The following is a 16,586-nucleotide window of genomic DNA, read 5'->3' as shown; positions in this document are numbered from 1 at the left end:
TCCTCCTGCACGTGGCAGTCCCGCGCCGCCAGATGCGCCAACGCCACCGCCTGCCGAGCGGACGCGGCGTCCTTCTCGCGCTGCGCAAGCTCGATGACGTCCAGAAGCTCCTCGGAACTCAACCGATCCGCGGAAGACCGCAACGCGGCATACCGGCCCTCAAGGACGGCGGTCGCAGCGGTGGTTTGCATGGGTCAACCATATCGAACAGGTGTTCCAGAGTCAAGCATTTCGCACTACGCTATAGGCTGAATTCCCTACTCGCACAGGGGCATTCGCCATCAGGGCATGCGCATCAAGCCGGTCGTCAACCCGGTGAGAACGACGCTACGGGACCCCACTGACACCGACGCGGTGTCGGCCATGGAGTCACCCGCGCAAGGCCTCGGGCAGGGGCAACGCATGCACCACCGTGAGATCCGAGACCGCTCGGGTGAGGACGACGTAGAGGCGTCGCAGACCGGTGCGCACGTCCGGCTCGGCTGCCGCGATCTCGGCTGGCTCGAGGACCAGCACGTGGTCGAACTCGAGACCCTTGGCCACCGTCGCCGGGACCAGGTCGACCTGCTGGTCGACGTCGCCGTGGGTCGCACCGAGGGTTCCGTGCTCGAGTCCGGCGTCCGTGAAGGCACGCGACAGCTCGACGACCCGGGCATCCGGCACGATGACCCCGATGCTGCCCTCGAGCGAGCTCAGGCGTTCGACCTCCGTGATGGTCGAGCCCACGAGCTCACCCGCCGAAACGGACACAAGGTCCAGGCGTCCGGGGTTGTCACGCACCGACTGAGGCGCCGCCAGTCCCGGCGCGGCCTCCGGGAGGAGCTTCGCCGCGAACTCGATGACGCTCGCGGGCACCCGGAAGCCACGACGCAGCTCGGACACCACACCGTCCGGTTTGCCGAGGTGAGCCAGGCTCTCGGTCCACGACGCCGTCGACCACGGCGTCGTCCCCTGCGCGATGTCACCCAACACCGTCGCCGCCCCCGTCGAGCACCGCCGCCCCACCGCGCGCAGCTGCATCGGTGACAGGTCCTGGGCCTCGTCGAGGACGACGTGACCAAGGCTCGGGGTGCGGTTGAGCAGGTCGCCCAGCTCGTCGAGGAGGACGGTATCGGCCACGGTCCACTTGGCCGACCCCGCTGTGCGAGAGGGCCTCTCCCACAGCAGGAGCCGCTGCTCCTCCTCGGAGAGCACACCGGCAGAAGCCGCCGCGAGCACCTCAGGATCCGAGAGCAACCGGTGCAACAGCGCGCGGGCCTCGACCTTGGGCCAGAGCGACGCGGCATACGCCTTCACCGGGATGCTGCGCGCGATGGCGTCCTGGACGCGGTCATCGGGGTACTCCCCCAGCGCCTCCATCTTCACGAGCACCGCGTGGGAGAGCCGCTGCGGCAGGAGCTGACGGGCAGCGTCATAGCGGATCTCGCGTCCCGCGAGGCCGTCGACCAGAGGAGCAATGTCGTATGCCGCGACGCGCCATCGGCGCGCACCTCGCGGCACGATCATGGCTTCGGTCGGTGGTATGAGGTGCGACCACACGGCACGGTGCAGAACCTGCGCCATCCGAGCATCGCCCTTGAGCCGGGCCACCTCCGTGGCGTCGACAGCCCGCACGGGCACTGACGCGGTCAGGGCCTCGATGCTCGTGTGCCGGACCTCGACCTCGCCGAGCGTGGGCAGCACGGCGCCGATGTGCTCGAGGAAGGCCTCGTTGGGGCCGATGACGAGCACCCCGCTACGACCCAGCCGCTGCCGGTAGGCATAGAGAAGCCACGCAGCCCGGTGCAGCCCGACCGCGGTCTTGCCCGTCCCAGGCGCGCCCTGGATGCAGACGGTCGTCGTGGCGTCGACCCGCACGAGAGCGTCCTGCTCCGGCTGGATCGTCGCGACGATGTCACGCATCGGGCCGACTCGGGGACGCTCGATCTCCGAGGCGAGGATCTGCGAACGCGCCTCTGGCTCACCGGAGTCGAGCAGGTGCTCGTCCTCCATCGCCGAGATCGCGCCGTGGTCGTAGCCGAAGCGGCGGCGCAGCCGCACCCCCATCGGTTCGGTGTGCGACGCGCGGTAGAACGTCGTCGACACCGGAGCGCGCCAGTCGATGACCAGAGGGTCGCCTGCGTCGTCGGTGACGTGGCGGCGCCCGATGTACCACCGCTCGTCGGTGTCGAGGTCGACGCGGCCGAAGAAGAGCGCGGTCGCCGGGTCGTCCTCAAGCGACCGGGCCCTGCGCCACAGGGTCTCGGCAAGCCGCTCCGACGAGACCGCGTCGCCTCCCTGGACGTCCAGCGCAAGGGTGCGCTCGCGCATGCGGCCCAGCTCGGCACGGGCGTTCGCGAGGTGGGCACGCTCGTGGGTGAGCTCCTCATGAGTGGGCATGACGCAGCGCCTCTCCTGAGCTCAGGGGGTGTGACGGGGGGAGGAACAGCCTAAGGGATCGGCTGCTCGAAGACGTGGCGACGGACCCACGCGTGCATGGCGATGGCCGCCGCCGCCCCCGCATTGATGGACCGGGTCGACCCGAACTGCTCGATGTGCAGCGTCGCCTCGCACTGCGCCCGCATCGCCTCCGACAGTCCGGGACCCTCCTGTCCGAAGACGAGCATCGCCCTCCTCGGCAGGTCGTAGGTCTCGAGCGGGCGGCTGCCGGGCAGGTTGTCGATCCCGATGAGCCGTATGCCGTTCACTCCGGCCCACGAGGCAAGGTCACCCGGCGTGGGGTGGTGGTGTTCGTGCTGGTAGCGGTCGGTGACCATCGCACCCCTGCGGTTCCAGCGGCGGCGCCCGACGATGTGGAAGGCCGAGGCCCCCATGGCGTTGGCCGTGCGCACGACGGAGCCGATGTTGAAGTCGTGCTCCCAGTTCTCGATGGCGACGTGGAAGTCGTGGCGCCGGGTGTCGAGGTCCGCGACGATCGCGTCGTGCCGCCAGTAGCGATAGGCATCGACGACGTTGCGGCGGTCGCCGTCGCGCAGCAGGTCCGGGTCGAGCCGGACGTCGTCCGGCCAAGGCCCCTGCCAAGGCCCGACTCCCACACGGTCCTCGCGCTCGTCGCTCACAGTGTCAACAATGTCAGGCATGGGTGCACTTCAGAACGAGCGGGACAACTACGCCGACCACCTCAACAGTCGGCGGGAGGCCTTCGAGCGCACGTGCGCGGGCCTCACCCCGGAGCAGCTGGCGGCACGGTCGGTGCCGCCGTCGTCGATGTCGCTGCTCGGAATGGTCCGCCACTTGGCCGAGGTCGAGCGCATCTGGTTCCGTCGCCGGCTCGATGGTGGCAATCCCGAGCGGCTGTGGGGTCCTCCCGGGAACGACGACGACTGGGAGGGCGCGACCGGTGACCATGCCGCCGTCGATGCGGCGTGGGCGGCATGGCGCGCAGAGGTGGCCTTCGCCCAGGAGTGGCTCGCCGCCCACGACGACATGGGTGGAGTGGTCGACGCGGGGCACCACGGGCAGGTCAACGTCCGGGACGTCATCGTCCACCTCATCGAGGAGTACGCGCAGCACCTCGGCCACGCCGACCTGCTGCGTGAGTCGATCGACGGCACCACGAGCAGCTGACCCGCCGGCTCAAGCCGCCAGGACGGTGTCGCCTGCGTCGTCTTGGCCGCACACCGTCACTGCACGCGTTCCCAACCCCGCTTCTGTGCACGGGAGCCCGTCGCCGCACCAGGCCGGCGGTCGCGGCTGCGGTAGACGATGTAGGGGCGGGTGAAGTAGCCGATGGGCGCCGAGAACACGTGGACGAGGCGGGTGAAGGGCCACATCGCGAAGAGCAGGAACGCGAGGAACCCGTGCAGCTGGAAGCCGAACGGCGCCGCGGCCATGAGGCTCTCGTCGGGCTGGAACGCGAAGATCTGGCGGAACCACACCGAGACGCCGTCGCGGTAGTTGTACTCGCCGCCGATGGTGAACAGGCTGCCGGCGATGGTGTTCCACATGCCCAGGACGATGACGACGCCGAGCACGGCATACATGACCTTGTCGTTGATGGTCGTCGCCGAGAAGACCGGCCCGACCGTGCGCCGGCGGTAGATGAGGATGACGAGCCCGACGACCGCGGCGATGCCTGCGGGGATGCCGCCGGCGAGCGCGATGATGTGGTACGCCTCGTGGCTGAGGCCCACGGCGTCTGTCCAGTCCTGCGGGAGGATGAGCCCCAGGATGTGACCGCCGACCACGCCGAGCATCCCGAAGTGGAAGAGCGGGCTGCCGATGCGCAGCAGCTTGCTCTCGTAGAGCTGCGAGCTGCGCGTCGTCCACCCGAACTTGTCGTAGCGGTAGCGCCAGACGTGTCCGACGACGAAGACCGCCAGGCAGATGTAGGGGAAGATCACCCAGAGGAAGGTGTTCATCGACGTGCTCCGATCGTGACGGGCACCGGCCCGGTGCTGGCACTGGGGGGCTGCCGAAGGTCGTCGAGCCCGGGATCGATGGCATAGGGCGCGTTGAGCTCGGTGCTCAGGCCGACGAGCTCCTCCGGCGGGCCCTCGGCGATGAGCCGGGCGAGCGCCTCCTCGTCGTCACCGGCCAGCACGGGCAGGGTCGCTCGCAATGCGTCGACGACGTCCAGCCACGCGGAACCCCTCTCGGACAGGGCTCGTCTCAGGAGCTCGATGCCGACCCGGTGGTCGTTGAGCAGCTTCCAGGCGGTCGGCGCGTCGACGGTGGCGCCGAACTCGAGGACGACGCTGAGGTGGTCGGGCAGCTCGGCGTCGTCGTCGGTGAAGTCCACCCCGTGGCGGCGGAAGCTCTGCTTGATCTGGACCAGCGCCGCGCCCCGGTTGCGGGTGTCACCGTGCAGGAAGTAGGTGAGGTGCAGGCAGCACCTGCGCGTGACGTCGAACGTGTCCACGTAGTCGCGTTGCAGCTCTTCGAGCCCCGCGTCGGTGACGTGGGCGAGGAAGCGGCCCAGCGGCATACGGAGGTCGTCAGGGAGCCCACCGACCACGTCGGTGAGCATCGGCAACCGCTCGACCAGGGTCTCGTCCGGGTAGTCGAGCAGGAGCGAGACCACCTGCCACGCCGTCGCCTGGGTGACCGGGTCCAGGGTCGGCGAGGTCCGCCGGTTGCGGCGCCAGGGCAGCATCAGCGCTCGCCGTCCTCGTCGGGGAACATCCCCGGTGGCATGCCCTTGCCGTCCCAGTTGAGCAGGTTGACCCGGCCCTTGAGGTGCTCGCCGTCCTGCATCGTGTCGGAGGTCTGCCGCCTCTCCAGCATCTTGAAGTTCTCGATCGCGACGGGCGTCATCGAGCCGCGGCCCGAACCCTCGCCGAACGGGCCGGAGACGTCGAGCAGCTCGTCGTCGTAGCCCGTGACCGGGCAGTCGGTGGCGAGCTCCTCGAGGGCGTGCGCCTCCTCGCCGTGGGCGGTGGGGATGACGTAGCGGTCCTCGTACTTGGCGATCGCGAGGAGGCGGAACATGTTGTACATCTCCTCCTCGCCCATGCCGACCCTGGCCGGGATCTCCGGGTCGGGGTCACGGCCGAGGTTGATGTCGCGCATGTACGAGCGCATGGCCGCGAGCTTGCGCAGCACCCGGTCCACCGGGACCGTGTCGCCCGCGGTGAAGAGGTTGGCGAGGTACTCGACCGGGATGCGCAGCGCGTCGATGGCGCCGAAGAGGTTGTCCGCGTCCTCGGCGTCGTGGCCGGTGTCCTTGATGACGTCGACCACGGGCGACAGCGGCGGGATGTACCAGACCATCGGCATGGTGCGGTACTCCGGGTGCAGCGGCAGTGCCACCTTGTAGGTGTTGATGAGCGCGTGGACCGGGGACTTCTGGGCCGCCGTGATCCAGTCACCCGGTATGCCGGCCTTCTCGGCCTCGCGCTGCACGTGCGGGTCGTTGGGGTCGAGGAAGACGGAGCGCTGTGACTCGTAGAGGTCGTGGTCGTCCTCGACGGACGCGGCCTCGAGGACCTTGTCGGCGTCGTAGAGCATGAGGCCGATGTAGCGCAACCGCCCGACGCACGTCTCGGCGCACACGGTCGGGATGCCGACCTCGATGCGCGGGTAGCAGAAGGTGCACTTCTCGGCCTTGCCGGTCTTGTGGTTGAAGTAGACCTTCTTGTAGGGGCAGCCCGTCACGCACATGCGCCAGCCACGGCACTTGTCCTGGTCGACGAGGACAATGCCGTCCTCCTCGCGCTTGTAGATCGCACCACTGGGGCACGACGCCGCGCACGAGGGGTTGAGGCAGTGCTCGCAGATGCGGGGCAGGTAGAACATGAAGGTGTCGTCGAAGGCGAGCTTGACCTTGTCCTCGATGCCCTTGAGCATGAGGTCCTTCGCGGCGTGCTCGTGGCTGCCACCGAGGTCGTCGTCCCAGTTGGCCGACCACTCGACGTTGATCGGCTTGCCCGACAGGAGCGAGTGCGGCCGGGCGACGGGGAAGTGCTTCTGCGAGGGCGCGTTGAGCAGCGTCTCGTAGTCGTAGGTCCACGGCTCGTAGTAGTCGCTCATCGACGGCATCTTGGGGTTGCTGAAGATGTTGAGCAGCTTGTTGAGCCGGCCGCCTGCCCGCAGCGTGAGCCGGCCGTTGGCCTTGCGGGTCCAGCCGCCCTGCCACTTGTCCTGGTCCTCGTAGCCGCGGGGGTAGCCGAGCCCCGGGCGGGTCTCGACGTTGTTGAACCAGACGTACTCCATGCCGGAGCGGTTGGTCCACGCCTGCTTGCACGTGACCGAGCAGGTGTGACACCCGATGCACTTGTCGAGGTTCATCACCATCGCCATCTGGGCCATGACCTTCATGTCAGTACTCCACCTTGCTCGTCCGCTTGCGGATCGTCGTGACCTCGTCGCGGTTGCTGCCGGTCGGGCCGATGTAGTTGAAGAAGTAGGACAGCTGGGCGTAGCCACCGATCAGGTGGCTCGGCTTCATGAGGATGCGGGTGAGGCTGTTGTGTATGCCGCCCCGCTTGCCGTCCGTCTCCGTGAGGGGGACGTCGATGAGCCGGTCCTGCGCGTGGTGCATGTAGACCGTGCCCTCCGGCATCCGGTGGCTGACGATGGCCCGCGCGGCGACGACGCCGTTGCGGTTGACCGCCTCGATCCAGTCGTTGTCCTTGATCCCGATCTTCTCCGCGTCGACGTCGGAGACCCAGATCGACTGGCCGCCGCGTGAGAGCGAGAGCATGAACAGGTTGTCCTGGTACTCGGAGTGGATCGACCACTTGTTGTGGGGGGTGAGGTACCTCACCGACACCGAGACGCTGTACTCCTGCGACTCGGTCAGCTCACCGACCTCCTTCTCACCGAAGAGCTGCGTCATGTCCAGCGGTGGCCGGTAGGTCGGCAGCGCCTCGCCCATGCGCAGCATCCAGTCGTGGTCGACGTAGAACTGCTGGCGCCCGGTGAGGGTGTGGAACGGCTTGAGCCGCTCGATGTTGATCGTGAACGGTGCGTAGCGGCGGCCGCCGGACTCGCTGCCCGACCACTCCGGTGACGTGATGACGGGAACCGGTGCGGCCTGGGTGTCCGAGAAGCGGATCAGCTTGCCCTCGTGCTCGGAGGCAAGGTCGTGCAGCTGCGTCCCGGTGCGCTTCTCGAGGTTCTTGAACCCCTGGGTGGCAAGGTGCCCGTTGGTCGTGCCTGACAGGTGCATGATCGCCTCGGCGACGTGGATGTCGGTCTCGAGGCGCGGCCGTCCGTCGGTCGGACCGCCGTGGACGCGCCCGTTGACGGCCCCGAGCTGCTCGACCACGGAGGTCGGCTCGTAGGGCACGCCCTTGGTGACCATGCCGAGCTTCTCGAGCAGGGGCCCGATGGAGGTCATCTTGGCGTGGACCTGGGTGTAGTCGCGCTCGACCTCGACCAGCGCCGGCATCGTCTTGCCCGGGATCGGCTCGACCTCACCGGTCTTCCAGTCCTGGACGACTCCGTGGACCGACGCCATGGACTCGGGGGTGTCGTGCCACAGGGGCTTGGCCACGACGTCCTTGCGCGTGCCGAGGTGGTCCTCGGCGAGCTCGGAGAACCGCTCGGCGATCGCCTTCCATGCGTCCCAGTCGGTCTTGCTCTGCCATGGCGGAGCAATGGCCGGGTTGAACGAGTGGATGAACGGGTGCATGTCCGTGGTGTTGAGGTCGTGCTTCTCGTACCAGGTGGCGGCCGGCAGCACGATGTCGCTGAGCAGGGTCGAGCTCGTCATGCGGAAGTCGATCGTCATGAGGAGGTCGAGCTTGCCCTCGGGCGCCTCCTCCGGCCAGGCGATGTCCTGCGGGCGCTGGTGCGGCTCGGCCTCCTTGGCGCGGGCGGAGTTCGTCGTGCCGAGGAGGTGCTTGAGGAAGTACTCGTTGCCCTTCGCTGAGGACCCGAAGAGGTTGGAGCGCCACAGGGTGAGCACCCGGGGCCAGTTCTCCTCGGCCTCGGGGTCCTCGACGGCGAACTGCAGCTCTCCTGACTTGAGCTGCTGGACGACGTGGTCCTTGACGCCGAGTCCGGCCGTGGCCGCCTCGTCGCAGAGGTCGAGGCTGGAGCGGTTGAACTGCGGATAGCTCGGTGTCCAGCCCAGGCGCACCGACTGCGCGAGGACGTCCATCATCGTGCGGCCCTCGAAGGCGTTGGTGCCCGCGCCGGTGTCGTCCGTGGTGAAGGTGTCGTAGCGGTACTGGCTGGAGTTGACGTACCAGTAGGCGGTCTGGTTCATGTGGCGCGGCGGGCGCACCCAGTCGAGGGCGAACGCCATGTGCTGGAAGCCCATGAGCGGACGGACCTTCTCCTGCCCGACGTAGTGGGCCCAGCCACCGCCGTTGCGGCCCTGGCAGCCCGTGATCGTCGTGAGGACGAGCATGGCGCGGTAGATCTGGTCGGAGTGGTACCAGTGGTTGGTCCCGGCTCCCATGAGGATCATGCCGCGGCCGTTGGTGTCGATGGCGTTCTGCGCGAACTCGCGCCCGATGCGGGCGATCTGCTGCGCCGGCACGGACGTGATCGACTCGGCCCAGGCCGGGGTCGCGGGGACGGTGGGGTCGTCGTAGCCCGTCGGCCACGTCCCCGGCAGTCCCGGACGGCCCACTCCGTAGTGGGCGAGCATGAGGTCCAGCACCGTGGTGACGAGGCGCCCGCCCACGCGCCGGGCGGGCACGCCACGGCGCTCGTGGACGACCTTGGCGCCGGTGTCGAAGCGGGGCAGCTCGACCTCGACCGCCTCCGTCGCGTCGTCGTCCGCGCCGGTGCCCATCATCGTGAGCAGCGGGTCGATGTCACCGAGGTCGAGGTTCCACCTGCCCTCGCCCTCCGGTCCGAACCGGTGGCCGATCGAGCCCTGGGGGATGCGCACCTCCCCCGTGCTCGAGTCCATGACGGCCGGCTTCCACATGGCGTTCTCGGAGGTCGCCTCGGGGTGGTCGGGCAGGTCGCCGGCGACGAGGAACTTGCCGGGCCGGTAGGCGCCGGTTGCGCCCTCCTCGGCCGGCTCGAGGGTGATGAGGTGAGGGAGGTCGGTGAAGCGCTTGGTGTAGTCCGCGAAGAACTCGGTCTCGCCGTCGGCGAAGAACTCCTTGAGCACGACGTGCCCCATGCCCATCGCGAGCGCGGCGTCCGTGCCGGGGGCGGGCGCCACCCACTCGTCGGCGAACTTGACGTTCTCTGCGTAGTCGGGGGCGATGGCGACGACCTTCTGGCCGCGGTAGCGCGCCTCGGTCATCCAGTGGGCGTCCGGGGTGCGCGTGAGCGGCACGTTCGAGCCCCACATGATGAGGTATGCCGCGTCCCACCAGTCGCCGGACTCCGGCACGTCCGTCTGGTCGCCGAACATCTGCGGCGAGGCGTTGGGCAGGTCGGCGTACCAGTCGTAGAACGAGAGCATCGGTGCGCCGATGAGCTCGTTGAAGCGCGCCCCCGACACGTAGCTCACCATCGACATGGCCGGGATCGGCGAGAAGCCGGCGATGCGGTCAGGACCCCAGCGCTTGATCGTGTAGACGTGCGCGGCCGCCACGAGCTCGACGACCTCGGCCCAGCTCGAGCGCACGAGGCCGCCCTTGCCGCGCTCGGACTTGTAGGCCGTGGACTTCTTCTCGTCCTGGACGATGCTCGCCCAGGCGACCACCGGGTCGCCGTACTCCTTGCGGGCCGCCCGGTAGAGCTCGAGCAGGGCGCCGCGCACATAGGGGTAACGCACCCGGGTGGGGCTGTAGGTGTACCAGGAGAACGCGGCACCACGCGGACAGCCGCGCGGTTCGTACTCGGGCCGGTCGGCCCCTGTCGACGGGTAGTCGGTCTGCTGCGACTCCCAGGTGATGATGCCGTCCTTGACGTAGACCTTCCAGGAGCACGAGCCGGTGCAGTTCACCCCGTGGGTGGAGCGCACGACCTTGTCGTGGCTCCAGCGGTCGCGGTAGAAGGAGTCACCGCTGCGCCCACCCTTGAGGTTGAGCGTGCGCTGGTCCTCGGACACGGAGCCGCGGGTGAAGAAGCGGCGCGTGCCCACCAGCGCCTCGCTCAACCGTCCGTCCAGTCCGAGTGCTTCCTGGGAGGCCTCAGTCGTCATGATGTCTTCAGATCCTTCCGGAATCCCACCAGTGCGAGAACCGCAGCCGCGAGGGCGACGACGGCCAGCAGGAGCAGACCGAGGGTGTAGCTGCCCTGCGCGTCATAGATGACTCCCATCAACAGTGGCGGAACGAAGCCGCCAAGGCCACCGGCAGCGCCGACGACACCGGTGACGGCTCCCACCCGTGCCGGCTCCACGAGGGCGGCAACGAGCGCGAAGACCGCGCCGGCCCCGGCTCCGAGGCCGGCTGCCATCCCGAGGAACGCGACCGTACCGACCGGCTCGAGCGCCAGGTTGACCCGGCCTCCACCGACGACAGCCGCGAGCACCGCGAACAAACCGGTGGCCCCGAGGAGCCCCCCGAGCACCCGCGTCTTGTCGAAGCGGTCGCAGAGCCAGCCACCGATCGGCCGGGCGACGACGGCCACGACGACGAAGCCGGCCATGCGCAGGGCACCGTCACCCTTGGCCATGCCGAAGTTGTTGACGAGGTAGGTCGGCAGGTAGACGCTGAAGGCCACGAACCCACCGAAGGCGACGGCATACAGCAGGGCGAGCTTGAGCGCGACCGGCTGCGCCAGGGTGCGCAGTGCGCCCGAGAGCCAGTTGCCGCCGGCCGTGGGGTTGGGACGACCAGCGGGCGTGCGCAGCACGGCCCGTGACCACACGGCATACGCGGCAAGGAGGACTGCGACGAGGAGGAAGGGAGCGACGCGCCCGAAGGCGTTGGACAGGGACAGCGTCGTGAAGGCCGCCACGGCCGTGCCGATGGTGCCCATGCCGAAGAGGCCGAGGGCGGCGCCTCGGCGGGCCGGCTCGTGCCACGAGTTGACGAAGGGGACACCGACCGCGAAGGACGTGCCACCGATGCCGAGGAAGAAGCCACCGATGAGCAGCGCTGCCAAGCTCGTGCCGAAGAACCCCAGGAAGAGCACCGGGACGATCGTCAGGGCCGCCACTGCCGGGAACATCACTCGTGCGCCGAGACGGTCGGTGAGGGCGCCGACGGGGATGCGGCCGAGCGAGCCCACGATGACGGGGGTGGCGACGACGAGCGACTGCTGCAGGGAGCTGAGCCCCAGCTCGTCGCGCAGCGTCACGGCCAGCGGGGAGAGGAGGGCCCAGGCCCAGAAGCAGATGGCAAAGCCGAGGGTGGCGACGACGAGCATGCTGCGGGCACTGCCGGGGTGCGTGTCGGTCGTGCGCGCATCGGTCGCGGGGGAGGAGTGATTCATCACGCTACTTTCGAGAACCAGGCCGGTAACTTCCCAAGGTCGGGGGTCCGACCACTACAGAGCGTAGTGGACAAATGGCTGTCGCGCGTTGTGTACTCACCATGTCACCGAACCAGCGCCACGGCTGGTCGAAGGAGCCACGTCCATGAATGCCGTCCCCCGCAGGATCCCGCCCTCCTCGAGCGAGCGGACGGCCTGAGGTGTGCTCCTACTGCGGGTGCGAGTCGATCGAGGTCGTGGGCCGCTTCATGGCCGAGCACGTCGACATCATCAACGCGACCACCGAGCTGCGCCACGCCTGCGCGGCGGACGACGCACCGCGGGTCGCCCGAGCCGTCGACGGCATCGAGGTCATCCTCCATCCGCACACGAGGAACGAGGAGGTCGGCCTGTTCGCCGTCCTGCGCCGGCAGGAGGAGTTCACCGAGCACGTCGACACGCTCTGCCACGAGCACACGGCGCTGGATGAGCAGCTCCTTCGCATCAGGAACGGCGAACACGCCCTCGTGCCAGGCTTCCTCGCCGAGCTGCGCGCGCACATCGACAAGGAGGAGAACGGGCTCTTCCCGGCGTCCGCCATCGCCCTGTCCGGCGCGGAATGGGACGAGGTGGACGCGTCGACTCCCGACCCCGTCGCACCGTGAGGCGCTCCTGGCCGCTGCGTGACCATCCCGCCGTGGTGTGGCTCGTCCTCGCGGTCCTCGTGGCACTGGCGCACCCGTTCGTCCCCGGGTCGCGGTGGCTCATGGTCCACCTCGTCCTCCTCGGTGCCCTGACGCACTCGATTCTGGTGTGGAGCAGCCACTTCGCCCAGGCCCTGCTCAAGACGCCACCGGGGCTGGACGACCGCCGGGTCCAGTCCCTTCGCCTGGGCCTGCTCCTCGCCGGCACGACGGCGACCCTCGTGGGCGTGCCCACCACCCAGTGGTGGCTGACCGTCACCGGAGCGACCCTCGTCGCCGTCGCCGTGCTCTGGCACGGCATCCAGCTCTGGCGCCGGCTGCGCAAGGCGCTGCCCGGGCGGTTCCGCATCACGCTGCGCTACTACCTCGCTGCCACGGCCTGCCTCCCGGTGGGGGCCGCGCTCGGCGCCACGCTGGCGAGGTCGAGCTCGAGGTGGCGCCGGGGATCACCCAGAAGCGATGGACCTTCAACGGACAGGTGCCGGGCCCGACGCTGCGGGGCAGGGTCGGCGACACCTTCGAGGTGACCCTCGTCAACGACGGTTCCATGGGTCATTCCATCGACTTCCACGCCGCTGCCTTCGCTCCCGACGCAGCCACTCGCACCATCGCGCCGGGCGAGTCGCTGCGGGTGCGCTTCACCGCCACGCGGGCCGGCATCTGGATGTACCACTGCTCGTCGATGCCCATGTCGGCGCACATCGCGGCCGGCATGCACGGTGCCGTCATCATCGAACCCGCCGCCGGACTCCCCCACGTCGACCGCGAGTACCTCCTCGTCCAGTCCGAGGTCCACCTGCAGCCGGGCACCGGTCAGGGCGCGACACCCGCCGCCGAGGTCCTCGCGGGCACGTCGCATGAGCCGACGTTCGTGACCTTCAACGGGACAGCGAACCAGTACGACCAGCACCCTGTGCCGGCCCGGGTGCACGAGCGAGTGCGCATCTGGGTCCTCGACGCCGGACCCAACCTGGCCAGCGCCTTCCACGTGGTGGGTGGGCAGTTCGACACCGTCCGGGTCGAGGGCGCCTACCTCGTCGGGCCACGTTCGACCACGACCGGGTCGCAGACGTTGGGGCTGCAGCCCTCCCAGGGCGATTTCGTCGAGCTGGCCTTCCCTGCGGCGGGGCACTACCCCTTCATCTCGCACGCCATGGTCGACGCCGAGCGCGGCGCCCACGGCGTCTTCCTCGTCACGGGCTGAGCCGGGGGCGCCGCAGGGCTCTAGTGGTTGCGCAGGGCGTCGATGAGCTCGTCCTTCTTCATCGACGAGTAGCCCTCGAGACCGATCTCCTTGGCCCGCTGGCGCAGCTCGTCCACTGTGCGGTCCTCGTAGTCCTGCGCCTCTCCCCCGCGCTCCCCCACCTCGGAACGTGAGCTCGCAGCGGCCGCGTTGGAGATGCGCGCCGCCTTCTCCTTGCTCGCGCCGTCGTCGCGCAGCTCCTCATAGAGCTCCGGGTCCTTGATGCTCGGGCCCGGGTCCTTCGCGCCGCTCTTGCCCTGGGGCATGGCTCCTCCTCTGCTCGGGTGCATTGTCCTTCCACCTTGCGCCGGGCTCGGCCACTTCGCAACAAGGGCCTTCAGCACCCACCCAGCCACACGGCATACGCTGTCGCCCGTGATGATGCCGACGCTCGGTCCCGACTTCATGGACCCCCAGTGGCTCCTCGACCGCTTCGGCTCCCAGTTCTTCTGGGTGAGCACCGTGATCGTCTTCGTCGAGTGCGGGCTGCTCTTCCCGATCCTGCCCGGCGACTCGCTGCTCTTCGCGATCGGCCTGTTCATCAACCGGGGCGACATCGGCATCAACATCGCCGTTGCCTGCCTCACCCTCAGCGTGGCGGCGTTCCTCGGCAACGTCGTCGGCTACGAGATCGGGCGTGCCGTGGGTGCACCCCTCTACGAGCGCGAGGGCCGCTTCATCAACAAGAAGTACTTCGACCAGACCCACGCGTTCTTCGAGAAGTACGGTGCCAAGGCCTTGGTCATCGGCCGGTTCGTCCCCATCGTGCGCACCTTCATCACCGTCGTTGCCGGGGTGGGCAAGATGGAGCGCCGCCACTTCTTCGTGTGGAGCGGGGTGGGCGCCGTCCTGTGGGCGACCTCGATCACGTTGCTGGGCTACTTCCTGGGTGGCATCCAGCTCATCCACGACAACCTCGAGGCCGCCATCCTCGTCATCGTCGCCATCTCCGTCGTGCCCATGGTCGTCGAGTACCTTCGCCACCGCCACGCCGCGCGCACCGCCGTGGAGGAGACCGGCGAGGTCGTCGAGGACGCACGCGACAAGCGCGCCTGATCTGCGACCACCGGTCCCCGCGGTCAGAGGGTGATCAGACCCCTCCGGTAGGCCGCCGTGACAGCGGCCGTGCGGTCGGTCACCTCGAGCTTGCTGAAGATGCGCAACAGGTGCGTCTTTACCGTCGCCTCACCGATGAACAGCTCGCGACCGACCTCGCTGTTGGACAGGCCCCGGGCCACGGCGCGCAGGACGTCGAGCTCGCGTGGCGTGAGCTCGGCCTGGGCGGGGGCCCGCAGCCGCTCCGCGAGGCGGGCCGCCACCGGCGGAGCGAGCACCGTCTCCCCGAGGGCTGCGCGTCGGATGGCCTCGGCGAGGATGGCCGGTGGGGTGTCCTTGAGCAGGTACCCCCGAGCCCCCGACTCGACGGCACGCACGATGTCGGCGTCGGTGTCGTAGGTCGTCAGCACGAGCACCTCGGGTGGGTCTGGCTGGGCACGCAGTCGCGCGGTCGCCTCGGCACCGTCCATCACCGGCATACGAAGGTCCATGAGGACCACATCAGGCCTGAGCCTCGGCACCAGGGCGATCGCCTCGGCACCGTTGCTGGCCTCCCCGACGACGTCAAGGTCCTCGAGCTCCCCGAGCAGTGCGACCATCCCGGCCCGCACGACGGGGTGGTCGTCGACGACGAGGATGCGGATCATCGGGGCAGCTCCATGACGAGGCGGGTGCCGCGTGGCTGGCCCGGGACGACGGTGACGTCCCCGCCGAGCTCGGTGGCGCGAGAACGCAGACCGTCCAGGCCGAAACCCCGGTGGACCGTCGTCGGGTCGAAGCCGGAACCGTCGTCGCTCACCTCGAGGGCGACTCGGGTCGGCTCGTAGCGGAGCGCGACCTCCGCGACGCGGGCACCGGAGTGGCGCCGCACGTTCGACAGGGCCTCCTGCGCCCCACGCAGGACGACGACCTCGGCGTTGGCGCCGAGCGGAGCCGGTTGCCCCGTGACGCAGGACGACACGTGTATGCCGGTCTCGCGCGTCATCGTGTCGGCGAGCCGGTCGAGCGCCTCGACGAGCGTGCGGGTCTGGAGGTGGCCGGGGGTGAGCTCGGCGACGATGATCCGCGCCTCGGCGAGGTTGTCGACGGCCGTGGCCTCGATCATGGCGAGGCGCTCACGGGTCGTGGCGACGTCCTCACGGTCGAGGGCCGAGGTGGCGGCGCGCGAGAGCGCGATGACCGAGGTGAACCCCTGGGCCAGGGTGTCGTGGATCTCGCGCGACAGCCGGCTGCGCTCGTCCTCGATCCCTTGCGCCCGTTCGACCGCGGCCAGCTCGGCCCTGGTCGAGCGGAGCTCGTCGATGACGATGGCCCGCTGCTCGGCCTCACCGATGATCCGGTGGATGAACATGCCGAGGGCGGCCGAGAGCACGAACGAGACGAGCACGGAGATCAGCGCGCCGGGCACCTCGGCTGCGGGGTCGTCGGCGGGTGCCACGACGACGAGGAAGATCGCTGCGAGCGCCAGCCCCGTCGCGATGAGGGCCGGCCTCTGCTCGAAGGAGGCCCAGATCTGCGGGAAGAGGCCGAAGAAGAGCAGCCACGACTCGAAACCGGGGTCGAGAAGGATGATCGTGAGCAGGCACACCCAGGCACACACCTGGTAGGCCACGACGAACCTCGTCCCCTCCCGCTGGAGCCCCCGGCGGCCGAAGACGGTGTAGGCGAGGGCGATTCCGAGGAGCAGCAGGACGGTGGGCAGTCGCCCATGGGGTCCGGGCGGCCCGATGAGGACGATGGCGAGGGCCGTCGTGATGAGCGCGTACGAGCCGAGGTGCCACCACTTGGCCTGGCCCCTCCACATGGCGGCGAGCTCGTCACTCGAGTGGTGCGCTGACGGGTCGGGTGCCGTGGTCACGAGGTCA

15 protein-coding genes and 1 pseudogene are annotated in these 16,586 nt (G+C 69.1%); 5 read left to right on the top strand and 11 right to left on the bottom strand.

The window, feature by feature from the left end; all coding sequences use genetic code 11:
* The 3 genes and pseudogenes from ASG74_RS16115 to ASG74_RS16105 all read right to left on the bottom strand — a co-directional run.
* Nucleotides 1-191, bottom strand: a pseudogene (locus tag ASG74_RS16115) (HNH endonuclease signature motif containing protein); the annotation flags it as partial.
* 178 nt (nucleotides 192-369) lie between these two features.
* A complete protein-coding gene (locus tag ASG74_RS16110) occupies nucleotides 370-2,379 on the bottom strand; it encodes a HelD family protein (protein WP_056145986.1) in 2,010 nt (669 codons plus the stop codon).
* A 50-nt stretch (nucleotides 2,380-2,429) separates the two neighbouring features.
* On the bottom strand, nucleotides 2,430-3,080 hold the full coding sequence (locus ASG74_RS16105) for a TrmH family RNA methyltransferase (RefSeq protein ID WP_056145983.1): 651 nt from the start codon (nucleotides 3,078-3,080) through the stop codon (nucleotides 2,430-2,432).
* Here ASG74_RS16105 and ASG74_RS16100 point away from each other — a divergent pair.
* Nucleotides 3,079-3,567, top strand: a complete 489-nt coding sequence (locus ASG74_RS16100) for a DinB family protein (protein ID WP_235499062.1) — start codon at nucleotides 3,079-3,081, stop codon at nucleotides 3,565-3,567. The genes ASG74_RS16105 and ASG74_RS16100 overlap by 2 nt on opposite strands.
* A gap of 56 nt (nucleotides 3,568-3,623) precedes the next feature.
* On the opposite strand, the gene narI is transcribed toward ASG74_RS16100, so the two are convergent.
* Genes narI through ASG74_RS16075 form a run of 5 tightly spaced genes read right to left on the bottom strand, consistent with a single transcriptional unit; the run spans nucleotide 3,624 to nucleotide 11,739 of the window.
* A complete protein-coding gene (gene narI, locus ASG74_RS16095) occupies nucleotides 3,624-4,361 on the bottom strand; it encodes a respiratory nitrate reductase subunit gamma (protein ID WP_056145981.1) in 738 nt (245 codons plus the stop codon).
* The gene (narJ, locus tag ASG74_RS16090) at nucleotides 4,358-5,095 is read right to left on the bottom strand and encodes a nitrate reductase molybdenum cofactor assembly chaperone (protein WP_056145978.1); all 738 of its coding nucleotides are present in this window, start codon (nucleotides 5,093-5,095) and stop codon (nucleotides 4,358-4,360) included. The genes narI and narJ overlap by 4 nt, the downstream gene beginning before the upstream one ends.
* On the bottom strand, nucleotides 5,095-6,759 hold the full coding sequence (narH, locus tag ASG74_RS16085; protein WP_056145975.1) for a nitrate reductase subunit beta: 1,665 nt from the start codon (nucleotides 6,757-6,759) through the stop codon (nucleotides 5,095-5,097). Before narH ends, narJ begins: the two co-directional genes overlap by 1 nt.
* A 1-nt stretch (nucleotide 6,760) precedes the next feature.
* On the bottom strand, nucleotides 6,761-10,501 hold the full coding sequence (locus tag ASG74_RS16080) for a nitrate reductase subunit alpha (RefSeq protein ID WP_056145973.1): 3,741 nt from the start codon (nucleotides 10,499-10,501) through the stop codon (nucleotides 6,761-6,763).
* A complete protein-coding gene (locus ASG74_RS16075) occupies nucleotides 10,498-11,739 on the bottom strand; it encodes an MFS transporter (RefSeq protein ID WP_235499061.1) in 1,242 nt (413 codons plus the stop codon). Before ASG74_RS16075 ends, ASG74_RS16080 begins: the two co-directional genes overlap by 4 nt.
* 149 nt (nucleotides 11,740-11,888) lie before the next feature.
* On the opposite strand from ASG74_RS16075, the gene ASG74_RS16070 reads away from it, so the two are divergent.
* From ASG74_RS16070 to ASG74_RS17040, 3 genes are read left to right on the top strand one after another with little or no spacing between them, the layout of a single operon-like run.
* Complete coding sequence (locus tag ASG74_RS16070) at nucleotides 11,889-12,383, top strand: hemerythrin domain-containing protein (protein ID WP_235499059.1); 495 nt, start codon at nucleotides 11,889-11,891, stop codon at nucleotides 12,381-12,383.
* Nucleotides 12,380-12,949 (top strand): hypothetical protein, encoded by a 570-nt coding sequence (locus ASG74_RS17795; protein WP_056145969.1) that lies wholly within the window; start codon nucleotides 12,380-12,382, stop codon nucleotides 12,947-12,949. The genes ASG74_RS16070 and ASG74_RS17795 overlap by 4 nt, the downstream gene beginning before the upstream one ends.
* Complete coding sequence (locus tag ASG74_RS17040) at nucleotides 12,901-13,626, top strand: multicopper oxidase domain-containing protein (RefSeq protein ID WP_056145966.1); 726 nt, start codon at nucleotides 12,901-12,903, stop codon at nucleotides 13,624-13,626. The genes ASG74_RS17795 and ASG74_RS17040 overlap by 49 nt, the downstream gene beginning before the upstream one ends.
* A 20-nt stretch (nucleotides 13,627-13,646) precedes the next feature.
* Here ASG74_RS17040 and ASG74_RS16055 read toward each other — a convergent pair whose 3' ends face one another.
* The gene (locus tag ASG74_RS16055; protein WP_056145964.1) at nucleotides 13,647-13,931 is read right to left on the bottom strand and encodes a DUF7218 family protein; all 285 of its coding nucleotides are present in this window, start codon (nucleotides 13,929-13,931) and stop codon (nucleotides 13,647-13,649) included.
* Nucleotides 13,932-14,043: 112 nt separating this feature from the next.
* Here ASG74_RS16055 and ASG74_RS16050 point away from each other — a divergent pair, with 112 nt between their 5' ends.
* Nucleotides 14,044-14,721 (top strand): DedA family protein, encoded by a 678-nt coding sequence (locus tag ASG74_RS16050; protein WP_082569847.1) that lies wholly within the window; start codon nucleotides 14,044-14,046, stop codon nucleotides 14,719-14,721.
* Between the two features lie 23 nt (nucleotides 14,722-14,744).
* Here ASG74_RS16050 and ASG74_RS16045 read toward each other — a convergent pair whose 3' ends face one another.
* Entirely contained in the window at nucleotides 14,745-15,368 is a 624-nt protein-coding gene (locus ASG74_RS16045; protein WP_056145962.1) for a response regulator, read from the bottom strand.
* The gene (locus tag ASG74_RS16040; protein WP_056145959.1) at nucleotides 15,365-16,579 is read right to left on the bottom strand and encodes a sensor histidine kinase; all 1,215 of its coding nucleotides are present in this window, start codon (nucleotides 16,577-16,579) and stop codon (nucleotides 15,365-15,367) included. The genes ASG74_RS16045 and ASG74_RS16040 overlap by 4 nt, the downstream gene beginning before the upstream one ends.
* Nucleotides 16,580-16,586: the final 7 nt, after the last annotated feature.

This window comes from Knoellia sp. Soil729 (assembly GCF_001427985.1).
Lineage (GTDB): Bacteria > Actinomycetota > Actinomycetes > Actinomycetales > Dermatophilaceae > Knoellia.
This window is presented reverse-complemented; position numbering and strand designations above follow the sequence as displayed.

Excerpts from the sequence above, each read along its gene's own strand:
- ASG74_RS16110 (WP_056145986.1), bottom strand. The coding sequence starts at position 2,379 with ATGCCCACTCATGAGGAGCTCACCCACGAGCGTGCCCACCTCGCGAAC.
- ASG74_RS16100 (WP_235499062.1), top strand. The coding sequence starts at position 3,079 with ATGGGTGCACTTCAGAACGAGCGGGACAACTACGCCGACCACCTCAAC.
- ASG74_RS16105 (WP_056145983.1), bottom strand. The coding sequence starts at position 3,080 with ATGCCTGACATTGTTGACACTGTGAGCGACGAGCGCGAGGACCGTGTG.
- narI (WP_056145981.1), bottom strand. The coding sequence starts at position 4,361 with ATGAACACCTTCCTCTGGGTGATCTTCCCCTACATCTGCCTGGCGGTC.
- narJ (WP_056145978.1), bottom strand. The coding sequence starts at position 5,095 with ATGCTGCCCTGGCGCCGCAACCGGCGGACCTCGCCGACCCTGGACCCG.
- narH (WP_056145975.1), bottom strand. The coding sequence starts at position 6,759 with ATGAAGGTCATGGCCCAGATGGCGATGGTGATGAACCTCGACAAGTGC.
- ASG74_RS16080 (WP_056145973.1), bottom strand. The coding sequence starts at position 10,501 with ATGACGACTGAGGCCTCCCAGGAAGCACTCGGACTGGACGGACGGTTG.
- ASG74_RS16075 (WP_235499061.1), bottom strand. The coding sequence starts at position 11,739 with ATGAATCACTCCTCCCCCGCGACCGATGCGCGCACGACCGACACGCAC.
- ASG74_RS16070 (WP_235499059.1), top strand. The coding sequence starts at position 11,889 with ATGCCGTCCCCCGCAGGATCCCGCCCTCCTCGAGCGAGCGGACGGCCT.
- ASG74_RS16055 (WP_056145964.1), bottom strand. The coding sequence starts at position 13,931 with ATGCCCCAGGGCAAGAGCGGCGCGAAGGACCCGGGCCCGAGCATCAAG.
- ASG74_RS16050 (WP_082569847.1), top strand. The coding sequence starts at position 14,044 with ATGATGCCGACGCTCGGTCCCGACTTCATGGACCCCCAGTGGCTCCTC.
- ASG74_RS16045 (WP_056145962.1), bottom strand. The coding sequence starts at position 15,368 with ATGATCCGCATCCTCGTCGTCGACGACCACCCCGTCGTGCGGGCCGGG.